Below are 14,748 nucleotides of genomic sequence, written 5' to 3' on the forward strand. Positions count from 1 at the left end.
TAGCGAAACGAGAAAGGCCCACACCCTTGTGGGCATGGGCCTTCCACTCGTGTAGCCCCGACGGGATTCGAACCCGCGCTACCGCCTTGAGAGGGCGGCGTCCTAGGCCGCTAGACGACGGGGCCAGGACTGCTTCTCACTGTCGTGAGGAGCGCCGTGGTGATCTTTCGATCAGGAGGCTCGGCTAGCTTAACCGGCCGAAGCCCGGCGACCAAATCGCCGGTTGCTGTCATGATTTCGGCCGCGAACCGAAGTCGAAAACAACACTCTCCGCTGGGGTACCAGGACTCGAACCTAGAATGGCTGAACCAGAATCAGCTGTGTTGCCAATTACACCATACCCCAATGACCAGGTCGTTCCGTCTCGCGTCTGGATGACTCGAGACCGTGTTCCGGGCCGAGAAGAAGAGTACCAAACGGCTACCGGTTTACTACAAATCGCCTGGTCAAGGCCATATTTTCGGCGTCACGACGGCGCTTGGCCCGGCGCGGTCCAGCGCATTGCCGAGCGCAGCCGCTCCAGCGTGACGTCCCGGCCGAGCAGCTCCAGCGACTCGTACAGCGGCGGGCTGATATGCGATCCGGTCACCGCGACCCGCACCGGCGCGAAGGCTTTGCGCGGTTTCAGCCCGAGATCTTCGATGAGCGCCTTTTTCAGCGCCTCTTCGAGAGCTTCGGTCGTCCACTCCGGCAACGGCGTCACCGCGGCAATAGCGGCTTGCAATACCTCGGCGGCGTCGGAGCCGAGATTCTTGGCGCCCGCGGCGGGGTCGATCGCGAACTCGTCCGCTGGTGCGAACAAGAATCGCAACAGTTCCCAGGCGTCCGCCAACACGACGATCCTGGTCTGCACGAGCGCGGCTGCCGCGGCGAACACCTTCTCATCGATTTCCGCGCCGATATGGCCGTGTTCGGTGAGATACTCCCGAAGCCGATGGGTGAAATCGCCCGGGTCCAGCAATCGGATGTGCTCGGCGTTGAGCGCGTCCGCCTTCTTCTGGTCGAAACGGGCCGGATTCGAATTTACTTTCGAAATGTCGAAGGCTTCGACCATCTCCGTCATCGTGAACACGTCGCGGTCCTCGGAGAGGCCCCAACCGAGTAGCGCGAGATAATTCAGCAAACCCTCGGGAATGAATCCGCGCTCGCGGTGGGCGAACAGATTGGACTCCGGATCACGCTTGGACAACTTCTTGTTGCCCTGCCCCATGACGAAGGGCAGATGACCGAACTCCGGCGTGAAATCGGTGACCCCGATCCGGCGCAGTGCCGAATACAGCGCGAGCTGCCGCGGGGTGGAGGAGAGCAGGTCCTCGCCGCGCAGTACGTGGGTGATCCGCATCAGCGCGTCGTCGACCGGGTTGACCAGCGTGTACAGCGGGTCGCCGGTGCCGCGGGTGAGGGCGAAGTCCGGGACGGAGCCCGCCTTGAAGGTGGTCTCGCCGCGCACCAGATCGTGCCAGGAAAGGTCCTCGTCGGGCATTCGCAGCCGGATCACGGCGGGCCGCCCCTCGGCTCGGTAGGCCGCGATCTGCTCGGGCGTCAGATCGCGGTCGTAGTTGTCGTAACCGAGCTTCGGATCGCGTCCAGCAGCCCGGTGGCGAGCCTCGACTTCCTCTGGCGTGGAGAATGATTCATACGCTTCCCCGGCCTCCAGCAAACGCCGAACCACGTCCAGATGCAGATCTTTTCGCTGCGACTGACGATACGGTTCATATGGCCCACCGACCTCCGGTCCCTCGTCCCAGGTGAGGCCGAGCCAGCGCAGCGCGTCGATAATCGCCCGGTAGGACTCCTCGGAATCGCGAGCAGCGTCGGTGTCTTCGATTCGAAAGACGAATACGCCACCGTGATGGCGGGCGTAGGCCCAGTTGAACAGCGCCGTCCGGATCAGGCCGACGTGCGGTGTTCCGGTCGGCGACGGGCAGAATCGGACCCGTACTTCAGTCATGGCTCTCTTTCGATCAGCGTTTGGCGGCAACGGGATTGGTGAGCGTTCCGATCCCCTCGACGGTCACCGACACCTGCTGCCCCTCCCCGATCGGGCCGACGCCCTCGGGGGTGCCGGTGAGTATCACATCACCGGGCAGCAGCGTCATCACGGTGGTGACCCACTCGATGAGCTTCGGAATGTCGTGCAGCAGAAGCGAAGTGCGGCTGCGTTGGCGCACCTCGCCGTCGAGTTCGGTGACGATCTCCAGATCCGAAGGGTCGATAGCGGTTTCGATCCACGGACCAAGCGGGCAGAACGTGTCGTAGCCCTTCGCCCTGGTCCACTGCCCGTCGTGACGCTGCTGGTCGCGGGCGGTCACGTCGTTGGCGACGGTGTAGCCGAGAACCACGTCCAGCGCGCGGGCGGCGGGCACGTCCTTGCACGGACGGCCGATGACGATGGCGAGCTCTCCCTCATAGTCGACCTGAGAAGCGCTGGGCGGCAGGATGATCGGGGCGTTCGGCCCGACGATCGCAGTGTTCGGCTTGAGGAAGATCACCGGGTCTTCGGGTGCGGGACCGCCCATTTCGGCGGCGTGGGCGGCGTAGTTCTTGCCGACGCAGACCACCTTGCTGGCCAGGATCGGGGCGAGCAACCGCACGTCGGCCAGCGGCCAGCTCCGGCCGGTGAACGTCGGTGTGCCGAACGGGTGTTCCGCGATCTCCTTGGCGATCGCGGATCCGGCTACGCGCTGGCCCGCATTCCCGCCAACGCTGTCGCTTACGTCGCCTTCGATGCTGACGAAGGCGACCCCATCGGGACTGGCAACTCGACCTAGACGCATGCCCGGCAGTCTATCGACCCGCCGCCACCTGCCCGAACGCGCCCGACCGAGTGGTACGGAAATTGCACACCGTTCGTTGTGAGCAGTTCGACATCCGCAGCCATCGATTCGCGCCGCCGCCCGGGTGTACGGTGGGCAGCGAGATTCACAACGTGGGATTGCGATCCCATATATTGAGATATCGAGGTGAGGCCGGTGGCGACCGAGATCCAGATCGACGAGATGCGGCGCTGGTCCATGCTGGGTCTCGGCGTCTTCGCCCAAGCCTCCAGCGCGGTCTTCATCCACGGTGTGCCGTTCCTGCTGCCCGCGCTGACCGACCGCGGCATGCCGCTGGCCACCGCGGGTCTGCTGGTGGCCATGCCGACCGTCGGACTGGTCTGCACGCTCATCGCGTGGGGTTACGTCGTCGACCGGATCGGTGAACGCAAGGTGCTGGTCGGCGGCCCGCTGCTGATGCTGGCGGCCGGCTGCGCCGCGGCGGCGACCACCGACCACATCGCCTTGGGCGCGCTGCTGTTTCTCGGCGGCGTCGGGGCAGCCAGTACCAACGGCGCCAGCGGGCGAGTGATCGTGGGCTGGTTTCCACCGCATCGGCGAGGGCTGGCGATGGGGATCCGGCAGACCGCGCAGCCGCTCGGCGTCGGCGTCGGCGCATTGGCGATTCCCGCGGTGGCTGCCGCCCACGGTGTGCCCGCGGCGATTCTGGTTCCCGCGCTGATGGCGGGCCTGGCGGCCCTCGGCTGCCTGACGGGCATCGTCGACCCGCCGCGCCCCGCGCATTCCACCGCGGATCCGGCCTTGCGCGCCAACCCTTATCGCGATGACGCCACCCTGTGGCGCATCCATTTGGTCTCGGTGCTGCTCGTCGTCCCGCAGGGCACCGTGTGGACGTTCGCGCTGCTGTGGCTGCACCGCGACATCGGATGGTCGCTCGCTGCCGCCGGCGCGCTGGTGACGTTCACGCAGATTCTCGGCGCGCTGGGCCGCATCGGCGCGGGAGCGTGGTCGGATCGCGTCGGCAGCCGAATGGGTCCGCTGCGCACGGTCGCGATCGCCGCCGTGCTCTCGATGGCGGGCTTGGGCCTGACCGCGTGGATCCACTGGTGGTGGGCCGCCATCCCGCTGCTGATCGCCGCGTCCGTGATCACCGTCTCCGACAACGGGCTGGCCTTCACGGCGGTAGCCGAAATCGCCGGACCCTACTGGAGCGGCCGCGGTCTCGGCATCCAGAACACCGGACAGAACCTGGCCATGGCCGCGATCCCTCCCGTATCCGGCGCCCTCATCACCGCGAGTGGCTTCCCCGCCGCCTTCCTGCTCGCCGCCGCAGCAGCGGTAGCCGCCGTCCCCCTGGTACCCACCGACCCCGAATAAGGCTCTCCCGCAATCTATCCCACTGATGAACGGATACCACGTCGGTGCCGCCACACCATCCGCAACGCCGAAGGGATGGGCAGCGTGAGACCCGTGACGCGAGCCGCGCGCAATGCCGATACGGGCCATCGCACGCCGACCGGACGTGACAGGCCCGACCGGATGCGATAGGCGCGGCACGGAGTCCGTGACGAAGGCCAGCAGAGCCGTGTACCGCCAGAAGATCCGCGAACGACGGTCGTCTGATGTCGACCCGGGAAGGCCAGCAAAGGAGCCCAGACAAACGAGGGTCCCGCTCCCGAATCAGGGGCGGGACCCCCGGGGCGCGTCGAGGTCAGACGGCGGCGGCGATTCGGTCGCCGATCTCCACGGTCGACGCGCCGCCGGAGCGAGACGCGAGGTCCTTGGCGACCGCGGACTCGATGCGGGCGGCGGCCTCGGTCTCGCCGAGATGGTTGAGTAGCAGGGAGACCGAGAGGATCGCGGCGGTCGGGTCGGCCTTGGACTGGCCCGCGATGTCGGGCGCGCTGCCGTGCACCGGCTCGAACATGCTCGGGTTCGTCCCGGAGGCGTCGATGTTGCCGCTGGCGGCCAGGCCGATGCCGCCGCTCACGGCGGCGGCCAGGTCGGTGATGATGTCGCCGAAAAGGTTGTCGGTGACGATCACGTCGAACCGGCCCGGATCGTTGACCATGTGGATGGTCGCCGCGTCGATGTGCTGGTAAGCCGTTGTGACATCGGGGAACTCGGCGGCGACCTCGTCAACGGTGCGCTGCCACAGCGAGCCGGCGAAGGTGAGCACATTGGTCTTGTGCACCAGCGTGAGATGCTTGCGCCGGGCCTGCGCCTTGCCGAAGGCGTATCGCACCACACGCTCGATGCCGAACCGGGTGTTGGTGCTCACCTCCGTCGCCACCTCATGCGGGGTGTCGACGCGGATGGCGCCACCGGTGCCGGTGTAGGGGCCCTCGGTGCCTTCGCGGACCACCACGAAGTCGATGTCGGGGTTGCCCGCCAGCGGGCTGGTCACGCCGGGGAACAGTTTGGACGGCCGCAGGTTCACGTGGTGGTCCAGCGCGAACCGGGTGCGCAGCAGCAGCCCGCGTTCGAGCACGCCGCTGGGCACGGACGGATCGCCGATCGCGCCGAGCAGGATCGCGTCGTGCTGCTTCAGCTCGGGCAACACCGAGTCCGGCAGGATCTCGCCGGTCGCGTGGTAGCGCCGCGCACCGAGGTCGTATTCGGTCTTCTCGACACCGGGCACGACCACCTCGAGCACCTTGAGCGCCTCGGCGATGACCTCGGGCCCGATCCCGTCACCCGGGATGACAGCAAGCTTCATGACAAATGCTCCGTTCGATGTTTGCCGGTCGCGGCCGCCGCGAAGTGCGGCACGTGGTTCGACCGTCGGATGAACACGACATTCCGGCCGGGTGACCGCAGCACCGTCACGGTACTCGGCGCGGCCGGGCAGTCGGGAACTGGGCGGTGGACCCGGGAGCGGGGCCGACCGACAAGCGACGCCGCACGCGAATGTCTCGCGCGCGGCGTCGGTACTTCGGAGCCGGATCCGACTCGGCTATGGGATCAGAACAGGTCGACCAGCACGAGCTTGGCCGCGCCGACCGACTCGGCGATCGCGGCCTGCACGTCGCCGGGGACCTCGCGGGCGACCCGCAGCACCACGGTGGCGCCGGTCTTGTCCACGTCCTGGGTCAGCTGTGCGGCCAGGATGTCGATCCCGGCCTCGCCGAGCTTGGTGCCGATCTTGCCCAGCGCGCCCGGCCTGTCCTCGTAGTTCAGGATGGCCAGGTTCAGGCCCTCGGCGCGCATGTCGTAGTTGCGGCCGTTGATGTTGACGATCTTCTCCACCAGCTGCGGCTCGGTCAGCGTGCCCGCCACGTTGAGGGTGGAGCCGTCGCCGAAGACGGCGCGCAGGTCGACCACGCTGCGGTGGCTCGGGCTCTCCGACGCCGTGGCGACCTGGGTGCTGATCCCGCGCTCCTTGGCCAGGGCGGGCGCGTTGACGAAGGTGACCTGGTCCTCGACGTGCGCGGAGAAGATGCCGCGCAGCGCGGACAGCTCCAGCACGCCGACCTCCTGGGCGGCCAGCTCGCCGCGCACCTGGACCTCGACGCTGACCGGCAGCTCGTTGGACAGCGCGCCGAGCAGGGCGCCCTGCTTGCGGACGATGTCCAGCCACGGCGCGACCTCTTCGCTGACGGTGCCACCGGTGACGTTCACCGCGCCGGGCACGAACTCCCCGGCCAGGGCCAGCAGCACCGACTTGGCGACGTCTGTGCCCGCGCGGTCCTGAGCCTCGGCGGTGGAGGCGCCCAGGTGCGGGGTCACCACGACCTGTGGCAGATCGAACAGCGGGCTGTCGGTGCAGGGCTCGGTCTCGAAGACGTCCAAGCCGGCGGCGCGCACGTGACCGGACTTGATCGCCTCGGCCAGCGCGGCCTCGTCGACCAGGCCGCCGCGGGCCGCGTTGACGATGATCACGCCCGGCTTGGTCTTGGCGATGGCCTCCTTGCCGATGATGCCCTTGGTCTCCGGCGTCTTCGGCAGGTGGATGGAGATCAGGTCGGCGCGCTCGAGCAGTTCGTCGAGGGGCAGCAGCTCGATGCCGAGCTGCGCGGCGCGCGCAGGCGACACGTACGGGTCGTAGGCGACGACCTTGGTCTCGAAGGCGGCCAGGCGCGCGGCGAAGAGCTGGCCGATGCGGCCGAGGCCGACCACGCCGACGGTCTTGCCGAAGATCTCCACACCGTTGAACTTGCTGCGCTTCCAGGTGTGCTCGCGCAGGGTGGCGTCGGCGGCGGGGATCTGGCGCGCGGCCGACAGCAGCAGGGTGACCGCGTGCTCGGCGGCGGTGTGGATGTTCGAGGTGGGCGCGTTCACGACCATGACGCCGCGCTCGGTGGCGGCAGGCACGTCGACGTTGTCCAGGCCGACGCCGGCGCGGGCGACGATCTTCAGGTTCTTCCCGGCTTCCAGGACCTCGGCGTCGACCGTGGTCGCCGAACGCACCAGCAGCGCGTCGGCTTCGGGCACCGCGGCCAGCAGGGCCGGCCGGTCGGGACCGTCGACCCACCGAACCTCGACACCGTCACCGAGCGCGTCGACGGTCGACTGGGCGAGCTTGTCGGCGATCAGAACTACAGGACGGCCTGCTTGGCTCACGTGGGTTACTCCTGAGGGAATCGGGTCGGCAGTTACCGCCGACCAGCTTAGTGCGCGCGGTTCCGACCGCTCCTACCACCTGGTAGGCGGCCGTCCTCAGTCGTCTCGCTGGCAAAAATATGCAGACCGGTCTACAGTCTTCAGCATGGGCGTGAAAGGCACCGAGACACGCGGCAAACTGGTCGACGCCACGCGGGCGCTGGTCGAGCGGCACGGCTACTACGGCGCGGGTCTCAACCAGATCCTGGCGAGCAGTGGGGCGCCGCGCGGCTCGTTGTACTTCCACTTCCCTGGCGGAAAGGACGAATTGGTCGCGGCGGCGATCGCCCAAGCGGGCAAGGACATCGCGGCGCTGATCGACACCATCGAGCCCGGCGACACCGCCGCGGCGGCGAGCGCGATGCTGAAAGCGTTCGGTGATCGCCTGGAAGCATCCGGCTGGCAGCAGGGCTGCCCGGTCGCCACGGTCGCCCTGGACGTGGCGGCGGCGAACGACCCGATCCAAGCCGAGTGCGCCGCCGCCTACGCGGCTTGGGAGGAGGCGCTGCGCATCCGCCTGCGGGCCGATGGCCGTGCCGACGCCGACGACCTGGCCGCCGCGGTGCTCGCGATGGTCGAGGGCGCACTGCTGCTGGCTCGTGCGCAACGCAGCCGCGAACCTCTGGAACGGGTCGAGCGCACCCTGCACAACCTGATCTGAATCCACTGTCACTACACGAACCTTTTTGCAGGTCAACAAAATATGTAGACCGGTCTAGTAAGGAGTAGCTCATGTCCGACAGCATCGTGTTCGGAGCCGCGGGGTTCCTCGGCCGCAACGCGGTCGCCCGCTTGCTCGCGCAGGGACATTCCGTCGCCGCCGCCTTGCGGCCCGGTAGCGAGGAGCGGCTCACCGGCTGGCTGCGCCGGCGCGGGGTGGAGGCGAGCAGGCTGGAGATCATCGCCTGCGATGTCACCGCGCCGGATCTCGCCCTCCCCGCCGGTTTCGACTCGTCCGGCATTCGCGACGTGTACAACTGCGCGGCCCGCTTCGCGTTCGGACTCGCGGCCGAGGACGCGTACGCGGTCAACGTCACCGGGGCGCTGCGCGTGCTCGACTGGGCGGCAGCCCTGCCGGAACTCCGGCGCGTCGTGCACATCACGGGATACCGGATCACCGTCGAGGAATCCGAGGAACAGTACTACGAGAGAGGCGCGTACGGCGCGTCCAAGTTCGAGTCGGATCCGCTGCTGCGTCGGCGCGCGGCGGAACTCGGCGTCGCGCTCACCATCGCGAATCCGAGCAGTGTGATCGGCCCCGGCCAATACATCGGGTTGTCGAGCGTGGTCGAGGATCTGTGGAATGGAAAGCTCGCGGCGATTCCCGGCGGCGCGGAGACCTTCGTGCCCATCGTCGATCTGGACTACTTCACCGATTTCCTGATCAGTCTGCCCGCTCTCCCCGATACCGCTGGCCGGTCCTACACCGTCCTCGACGATCGAACTCCGGTGCTGCCGAAGCTGATTCGGCTGCTGGCAGGCCACCTGGGAGTCCGCGCACCGCGGTTCTCGATTCCGGCCGGTGTGATCGCCAAACTCCCCCGCGCGTTGACCGGCGCCGATCCGGAGACGATGACCTTCATCGCCGACGACCGCTACGACACCGCCGCGGCGGACGCGGTAGCGCGACGCGCCGGGCTCACCATGCCGTCCACCGAGGCGACCATTCTCGCGTGGGCAGATCATCTCGTCGCCAGCCGGTTCGGCGCGGTGGCGGACGATCCGACCGCGGGATTCGACCACGGCGTCTGGGTGAGCGGGGATCGCGAACGCCCGGCTTACGTATTGGTGCACGGCCTTCCGGTGGACGGCGAATCCTGGAACACGGTGCGCGCCGAGCTGGACGGGCCGAGTCTCTCCATCGACCTTCCTGGACTCGGACGGTCGGCGCCCGGCGACATCGATACAGCACTGCCGCGGCTGCTCGCCCCGGTGCACACCCGGCCGGTGCTGGTCGGCCATTCGCTCGGCTGCGGACCGGTACTGCGATACGCGGCCGAGCATCCGGAGCGGATCTCCGGTGTGGTCCTGGTGGCGCCCGCGTTCTTGCAGCCGCAGGCCGGAATGCTGCTGCGCTCGCCGCTGACGTTGCCGGTCATGCGACGAATCTCGGCCGCCGCCTTGGCGAAACGGCTCGGAGTGCCCGAGAGCGCGGCGATCGCGAGCGCCGCGGCGAATCTGCGCAGGCCCGGCGTCGCGGCACGAACTCTTGGCGCGCTGCGCCGCGCGAGCGCCTCCACGCAGCGCGAGGAGTTGCGCGCAGTGCTGGATCGGGTCGAGGTACCGGTGCGGATCGTCACCGGCTCCATGGATCCGATCACCATCACGACATCGAGGGAGTCGATCTCGATCGAGGGCACTGGACACTACCCGCAGCTGACCCATCCGCAGCGGCTTGCGGCCGAGCTCGTCCAGATGTCCACCGTCGGCGCTCGCAACTGACCTCGCTCACACGTCTCTCGTCACACGTGCCGAGTTCCGCGAACGCCCTCGGGCACGCGCCTTCTCCTGAGCACTGTGCCGTCGCGGGGCGGCGAGTCTCGGACAGCGGCGGGCCCCCGCACCAGCCCGGGTGCGGGGGCCCGCTCGATCACGCCGTCCGTCGGCGCGAGAACCGGTCGATCTCCTCGACCGTCACGTCGGTCAGCGGCCGCCGAAGGAGCCCGTCCACAGCGTGTCGACAAGACCGTGCAGCGCGGCGCCGAGGGTGTTGAAAAGACCGTTCGCGGCAGCGCTACCGGTGTCGATGATAACGGGGATCATGGAAATACCTCTTCCTCGAAACATTATCCAGTCGAACTGGCTGACATGGAGCACATCGAGGGCCGGACAGCGACGGTTACGGAATTCGAATAATTAGTGATGCACGGCACGTTACATGCCAGTCGTGACCCACATCACTCAATGTCAAGCCGTCAACGTGCACTTTTAGTCGTTTGACCAGGTCATGGCCGCCCGTCGGCGCGTCTGATTTTCTAAACTAAGGACTCCATAAGAAAGTCCTGAGAAATTGAGCTCGGCCGATTCTCTCAGAAATTCAGGACAGTCACGCCATCCGCGACAGACGCTCGGCAATAGAGCCTCCGAATAACTGATGATTCCGCACGATTACCCTGACCTCGCAAATAACGGAGCCATATCGGCGCCGATATCCGAGGCCGGAGCGGGATTCCGCTACGCGTGGTCGAGACGAGCAGACGGTGACCCGGGCCACATCGTCGTGACGCCCGCGTGGCGACGCCGACACGGGCATTCCGCACCGCCGATCGCGCTCGGCCACGCCCACGCGGGGCCGAGCGCGGCACGACTCCCTCAGTCGATCGACGAAGAGCTATCGACCCGGCATAGGACAGCGGGCCTTGTCGATACACCCGTGACTCCCCCGTCAGCTGGCCCCGAACTTCTCGGCCACATAGTCGGCACTGAACTGCTCGGCGTACTCCTGGCTCGGCGGGATCTCGGTGATCACGTCGACCAGGACGCCAGCGGGGTCGGCGACGATGAAGTGCCGCTGACCGAATTCCTCGGTACGGATGTCCATTTCGGCGCGCAGGCCACCCTGCACCACCAAGCGGTCCCATTCCGCGTCGACATCCTCGACCTCGAAGTTCAGCAGCAGCCCCTGCACCGGATTACGGAACGCGGCGGGCACGGTCGGGTGCGTGTAGTCCAGCAGAGCCAGCTCGTACGCGGGCCCGTCGGCGCCGCCGGGCCTGCGCAGGCTGACGTACCAGTCGGCCTCGAAGGTGATCTCGAAGCCGAACCACGTGGTGTAGAAGTCCCGCGACTCCGCGAGGCGGGTGGTGCAGACGACGGGGTAGAAGCTGGTGAGTTTCATTGCTTGCCCTTCACATACCGATGGAATGTCAAGTAGGCTAGTTCACGTACTTTCGGTACGTCAACAGGAGAACCACCGATGCCGAGCACCATGCGCGCCAAGCAGCGCGAAGAGACGCGCCGTGCCCTGCTGCGCACGAGCCGACACCTTTTCGCGGCGAAAGGCTATGGCGCCGTGGGCCTCTCAGAGATCGTCGCGGCCACGGGAGTGACCAAAGGCGCGCTCTATCACAACTTCGACAGCAAGGCCGCACTGTTCCGAGCGGTGCTCGACGAGGTGCAGCAGGAAGTCGGCGAGCGGGTCGCCGCGGCGGCGGAGGCCGAGTCCGACGCCTGGTCCCAACTGATTGTGGGCTGCGAGGCATTTCTGGTCACCTGCACCGCTCCGGAGATTCAGCGGATCATGCTCGTGGACGGCCCAGCGGTGCTCGGCTGGCACGAATGGCGGGCCATGGACGAGGCCAGTTCCGCCCGCCACCTCGGCGAGGCGCTACACCTGCTGGTCGAGGAAGGTGTGCTGGCGCCGCAGCCGACCGAGCCGCTGGCCCGCCTGCTGTCCGGCGCGATGAACGAGGCCGCGCTCTGGCTCGCCTCGACCGATGATCCGCGAGCGCTCGCCGAAACCACCGCCGCACTGCACCGGCTGCTCGACGCGCTGCGCACCCGGCCCGCCTGACGCGTTCGCCGCGGACGAAAAGCAGCTGCGACACGGTTGCTCCGGCACTTACCATCGGCCCATGTCCCTGCGCGCGATTCCGGCTTCGATGGACCCGACGGTTGTCGGGTCCATCGATCGTGAGCTGGATCGGATCGAGCGGGAGCACCGGGTGTCGATCCGGCTCGCGATCGAAAGCGGCAGCCGCGCTTGGGGGTTCCCGTCCCCCGACTCGGATTACGACTGCCGGTTCGTGTACGTCGCGGCGCTGGAGACCTACCTGTCCCCGTGGCGTACCCGCGATGTGGTGGAGACACCGCTCGCGGGCCTGCTCGATGTGAACGGCTGGGATCTGGCCAAGGCGCTGCGGCTGCTGGTGCAGGGCAACGCCGTGCTCATCGAGTGGCTGATGTCACCGATCGCCTACCGCGGCGACGCGGGATTCCGCGACCGATTGCACGCGGTGGCCGACGAGGTCGCCGACCGCGACAAAGTGGGACGGCACTACCTGCACCTCGGCGCCAAGCAGTGGGCGCTGTTCGACCGCACGGGGTCGCTGAAGAAGGTGTTCTATGCTCTGCGTCCGGCGATGGCGCTGCGGTGGCTGCGCGAGCATCCCGCGGCGGCGGTGGCGCCGATGCATCTGCCGACGCTGCTGCGGCAGTGCGACCTGCCTGCCGAATTGTCGGCGGCGGTGACCGAGCTGACCGACTTGAAGTCGCGGACCCGCGAGATGGGCAGCGGGTTGGTCCCCGCACCGATTACCGCGTTTATCGACGCAGAATTTACCCGCGCCGCCGACGCGTTCGCCAAGTCCGGCCGCCGTGATCCCACGCGCGCACGGGCGATCGCCGCGGAGTTCTTCCGCTCCGAGGCGCTGGCGGGCTGACCGATCACTAGCCCTCTGAACAGGCGAAAGGCCCCGCACCCATCGGGTGCGGAGCCTTAGAAGCTTGGTCGCGATCAGAGAACGCGGACGTCCTGGGCCTGGGGACCCTTCTGTCCCTGGCCGATCTCGAACTCCACGCGCTGCCCCTCATCGAGGGACCGGAAACCCGAGCCGCTCACAGCCGAGTAATGCACGAAGACGTCGGGTCCTCCGCCGTCTTGCGCGATGAAGCCGAAGCCCTTCTCGCTGTTGAACCACTTCACAATGCCTTGAGCCATTTCATACTTTCTGTAGACGAGCCAGGTCTGTGTTCATCGATATGCCCCGGTCTCGTAGATCAACGATGCCACGATCGGACGAATTACTCACGTTCGGTCCCACCAACTGTGAGCTAACGCTCACGACTGGCCGAATTTTTGCGCTCGGCCGGCGTCGTGCGCGGCGCTTCCGGCGCATGCGCTGACGCTCGCCCACGACTGCGCCTCGCTCGGCTCCATCGTGCGCGAGAGCGCGCCGTGCTGTCGCTCACGGCGGACCGCGTCTTCACCTCCCACGCTCGTTGGGCCCCGATGCGGACGGCCTCGCCGCCACAGCCATCGGGTACCCGCACTTCCAGTCGGATGGGCCCGCCGTCGACTTCGACGAACACACCTCGATCACATCAGGCCACCCCACCCGGCACCATGAACGTTTCCTTCGTCCACGCGGCACGGGTCCTCTGTTACCAGTTCCGTTGTGCCCCAACGCTTTACAGCCTACAGCACGCAGACTCCGACACCTCAGCGTACGTCGTCCGACCGCTGGGCGCACCGTTGGTTAAGTTCTGTTCACGGACGCAGATAGCGCAGCTGGCGCGGTTTGGTCTCGTCGAATTCGCCACGGCCGGGCAGGTGCTCCGGCACGCCGACCTCCCACCAAGCGCCCGCCTCGGTCCACGCCGACTGCTGTGTCCGCACCACGACCACGGCCGGACGCGATTCGGCGGCCGCAGCGGCGCGCGCCCGCGCGTAGGCGTCGCGGAACTCGTCCAGGTCGGCAGCCGTGCGGACAGAACAGCCCAGGGCCGCGGCATGGCTCGCAAAGTCGACGCGAGGCGGACTTTCCCGGGTGGTGCGGCAATTCGCGTAGAAGTTGTTGAACGGGGCGCCTCCTTGGCCTTCTTGCAGGCGAGCGATCACGGCGTAGCCGTCGTTGTCGCAGACCACCGCGACGAACGGGTGCCCGGCGAAGGCGGCCGAGAACAATTCCGAGTTCAGCATCAGATAGGAGCCGTCCCCGAGCAGCGTCGTGACTACGCCATCGGTATGGGCCATCGCGGCACCCCACGCGCCCGCTAGTTCGTAGCCCATGCAGGAGAAGCCGTACTCCACGTCCATGGTGGGTGCGCCGCCCGTCGCACGCCAGCCGCCCACCAGTTCGCCGGGCAGGCCACCGGAGGCCGTCATCACATAGTCGCCCGGCCCGCTCAGGTCGTTCACCGCGCCGACGACCTGGGCGTAGCTCGGCATACCCGGAGTCGGCGCGCGGAGTTTGTCGATGTGCGCGTCCCAGATGCTGCGTAGCGCCGCCGCTCGGGCCGTCCACTCCGGATCGATGCGCCACTCTCCCGGCTGGCAGGCCAGCTCGCGCACGGTGGCGTCGGCGTCGCCGACCACAGCGAGGGCGCCGTGCTTGACCGCGTCGAACCGGGCCACGTTGATCGTCACCAGGCGGACGTCCGGCGCGAACACGGTCCAGGACGCGGTGGTGAAGTCCTGCAAGCGGGTCCCGACCGCGAGGACCAGGTCGGCCTCGGCCGCCATCGCGTTCGCCGACGCCGAGCCGGTGATACCCAGCGGACCCGCGTACAACGGATGGTCGTGCGCCACCAACGTGCGGCCCGCGGTGGTCTCCACGATCGGAATGCCATGGCGTTCGGCGAGCTCGAGCACGGCGGGCCCGGCACCCGAATAGCGGACTCCGCCGCCGAGCACCAGCAGCGGGCGTCG

At 67.6% G+C, this 14,748-nt stretch carries 12 protein-coding genes and 2 tRNA genes; 5 read left to right on the plus strand and 9 right to left on the minus strand.

Going from position 1 to position 14,748, the window contains the following annotated elements; all coding sequences use genetic code 11:
• Window positions 1–52: 52 nt before the first annotated feature.
• The 4 genes from NA4_RS33800 to NA4_RS33815 form a co-directional block, all read right to left on the minus strand.
• Window positions 53–125 (minus strand) — tRNA-Glu (locus NA4_RS33800).
• Window positions 126–273: 148 nt separating this feature from the next.
• Window positions 274–345, minus strand: a tRNA-Gln gene (locus NA4_RS33805).
• A 121-nt stretch (window positions 346–466) separates the two neighbouring features.
• Window positions 467–1,951 carry a glutamate--tRNA ligase gene (gltX, locus tag NA4_RS33810; RefSeq protein WP_067479438.1) on the minus strand — a complete coding sequence of 495 codons (1,485 nt, stop codon included), beginning with the start codon at window positions 1,949–1,951 and terminating at the stop codon, window positions 467–469.
• A gap of 13 nt (window positions 1,952–1,964) precedes the next feature.
• Window positions 1,965–2,777, minus strand: coding sequence for a fumarylacetoacetate hydrolase family protein (locus NA4_RS33815; protein ID WP_067479440.1), 813 nt, complete (start codon window positions 2,775–2,777; stop codon window positions 1,965–1,967).
• A 222-nt stretch (window positions 2,778–2,999) separates the two neighbouring features.
• On the opposite strand from NA4_RS33815, the gene NA4_RS33820 reads away from it, so the two are divergent.
• Entirely contained in the window at window positions 3,000–4,154 is a 1,155-nt protein-coding gene (locus NA4_RS33820; RefSeq protein WP_218022500.1) for an MFS transporter, read from the plus strand.
• 334 nt (window positions 4,155–4,488) lie between these two features.
• On the opposite strand, the gene NA4_RS33825 is transcribed toward NA4_RS33820, so the two are convergent.
• Window positions 4,489–5,496, minus strand: a complete 1,008-nt coding sequence (locus NA4_RS33825; protein WP_067479444.1) for a 3-isopropylmalate dehydrogenase — start codon at window positions 5,494–5,496, stop codon at window positions 4,489–4,491.
• Between the two features lie 245 nt (window positions 5,497–5,741).
• Window positions 5,742–7,340 carry a phosphoglycerate dehydrogenase gene (gene serA / locus NA4_RS33830; RefSeq protein WP_067479446.1) on the minus strand — a complete coding sequence of 533 codons (1,599 nt, stop codon included), beginning with the start codon at window positions 7,338–7,340 and terminating at the stop codon, window positions 5,742–5,744.
• A gap of 145 nt (window positions 7,341–7,485) precedes the next feature.
• Between serA and NA4_RS33835 the strand changes: the two genes are divergently transcribed.
• A complete protein-coding gene (locus NA4_RS33835; RefSeq protein ID WP_067479448.1) occupies window positions 7,486–8,040 on the plus strand; it encodes a TetR/AcrR family transcriptional regulator in 555 nt (184 codons plus the stop codon).
• 71 nt (window positions 8,041–8,111) lie between these two features.
• Complete coding sequence (locus NA4_RS33840; RefSeq protein WP_067479450.1) at window positions 8,112–9,821, plus strand: alpha/beta fold hydrolase; 1,710 nt, start codon at window positions 8,112–8,114, stop codon at window positions 9,819–9,821.
• Window positions 9,822–10,764: 943 nt separating this feature from the next.
• Here NA4_RS33840 and NA4_RS33845 read toward each other — a convergent pair.
• Window positions 10,765–11,217, minus strand: a complete 453-nt coding sequence (locus tag NA4_RS33845) for a VOC family protein (RefSeq protein ID WP_067479452.1) — start codon at window positions 11,215–11,217, stop codon at window positions 10,765–10,767.
• Between the two features lie 78 nt (window positions 11,218–11,295).
• Between NA4_RS33845 and NA4_RS33850 the strand changes: the two genes are divergently transcribed.
• Window positions 11,296–11,892, plus strand: coding sequence for a TetR/AcrR family transcriptional regulator (locus NA4_RS33850; protein WP_067479454.1), 597 nt, complete (start codon window positions 11,296–11,298; stop codon window positions 11,890–11,892).
• A gap of 61 nt (window positions 11,893–11,953) precedes the next feature.
• A complete protein-coding gene (locus NA4_RS33855; protein WP_157129461.1) occupies window positions 11,954–12,760 on the plus strand; it encodes a nucleotidyltransferase domain-containing protein in 807 nt (268 codons plus the stop codon).
• A 74-nt stretch (window positions 12,761–12,834) separates the two neighbouring features.
• On the opposite strand, the gene NA4_RS33860 is transcribed toward NA4_RS33855, so the two are convergent.
• Together NA4_RS33860 and NA4_RS33865 are read right to left on the minus strand one after the other, a co-directional pair.
• The gene (locus NA4_RS33860) at window positions 12,835–13,038 is read right to left on the minus strand and encodes a cold-shock protein (RefSeq protein ID WP_014987157.1); all 204 of its coding nucleotides are present in this window, start codon (window positions 13,036–13,038) and stop codon (window positions 12,835–12,837) included.
• Between the two features lie 549 nt (window positions 13,039–13,587).
• The coding region (locus NA4_RS33865; protein WP_245671709.1) for a thiamine pyrophosphate-dependent enzyme at window positions 13,588–14,748 on the minus strand (1,161 nt) is incomplete at its 5' end.

This window comes from Nocardia amamiensis NBRC 102102 (assembly GCF_001612745.1).
Taxonomy (GTDB): Bacteria; Actinomycetota; Actinomycetes; order Mycobacteriales; family Mycobacteriaceae; genus Nocardia; species Nocardia amamiensis.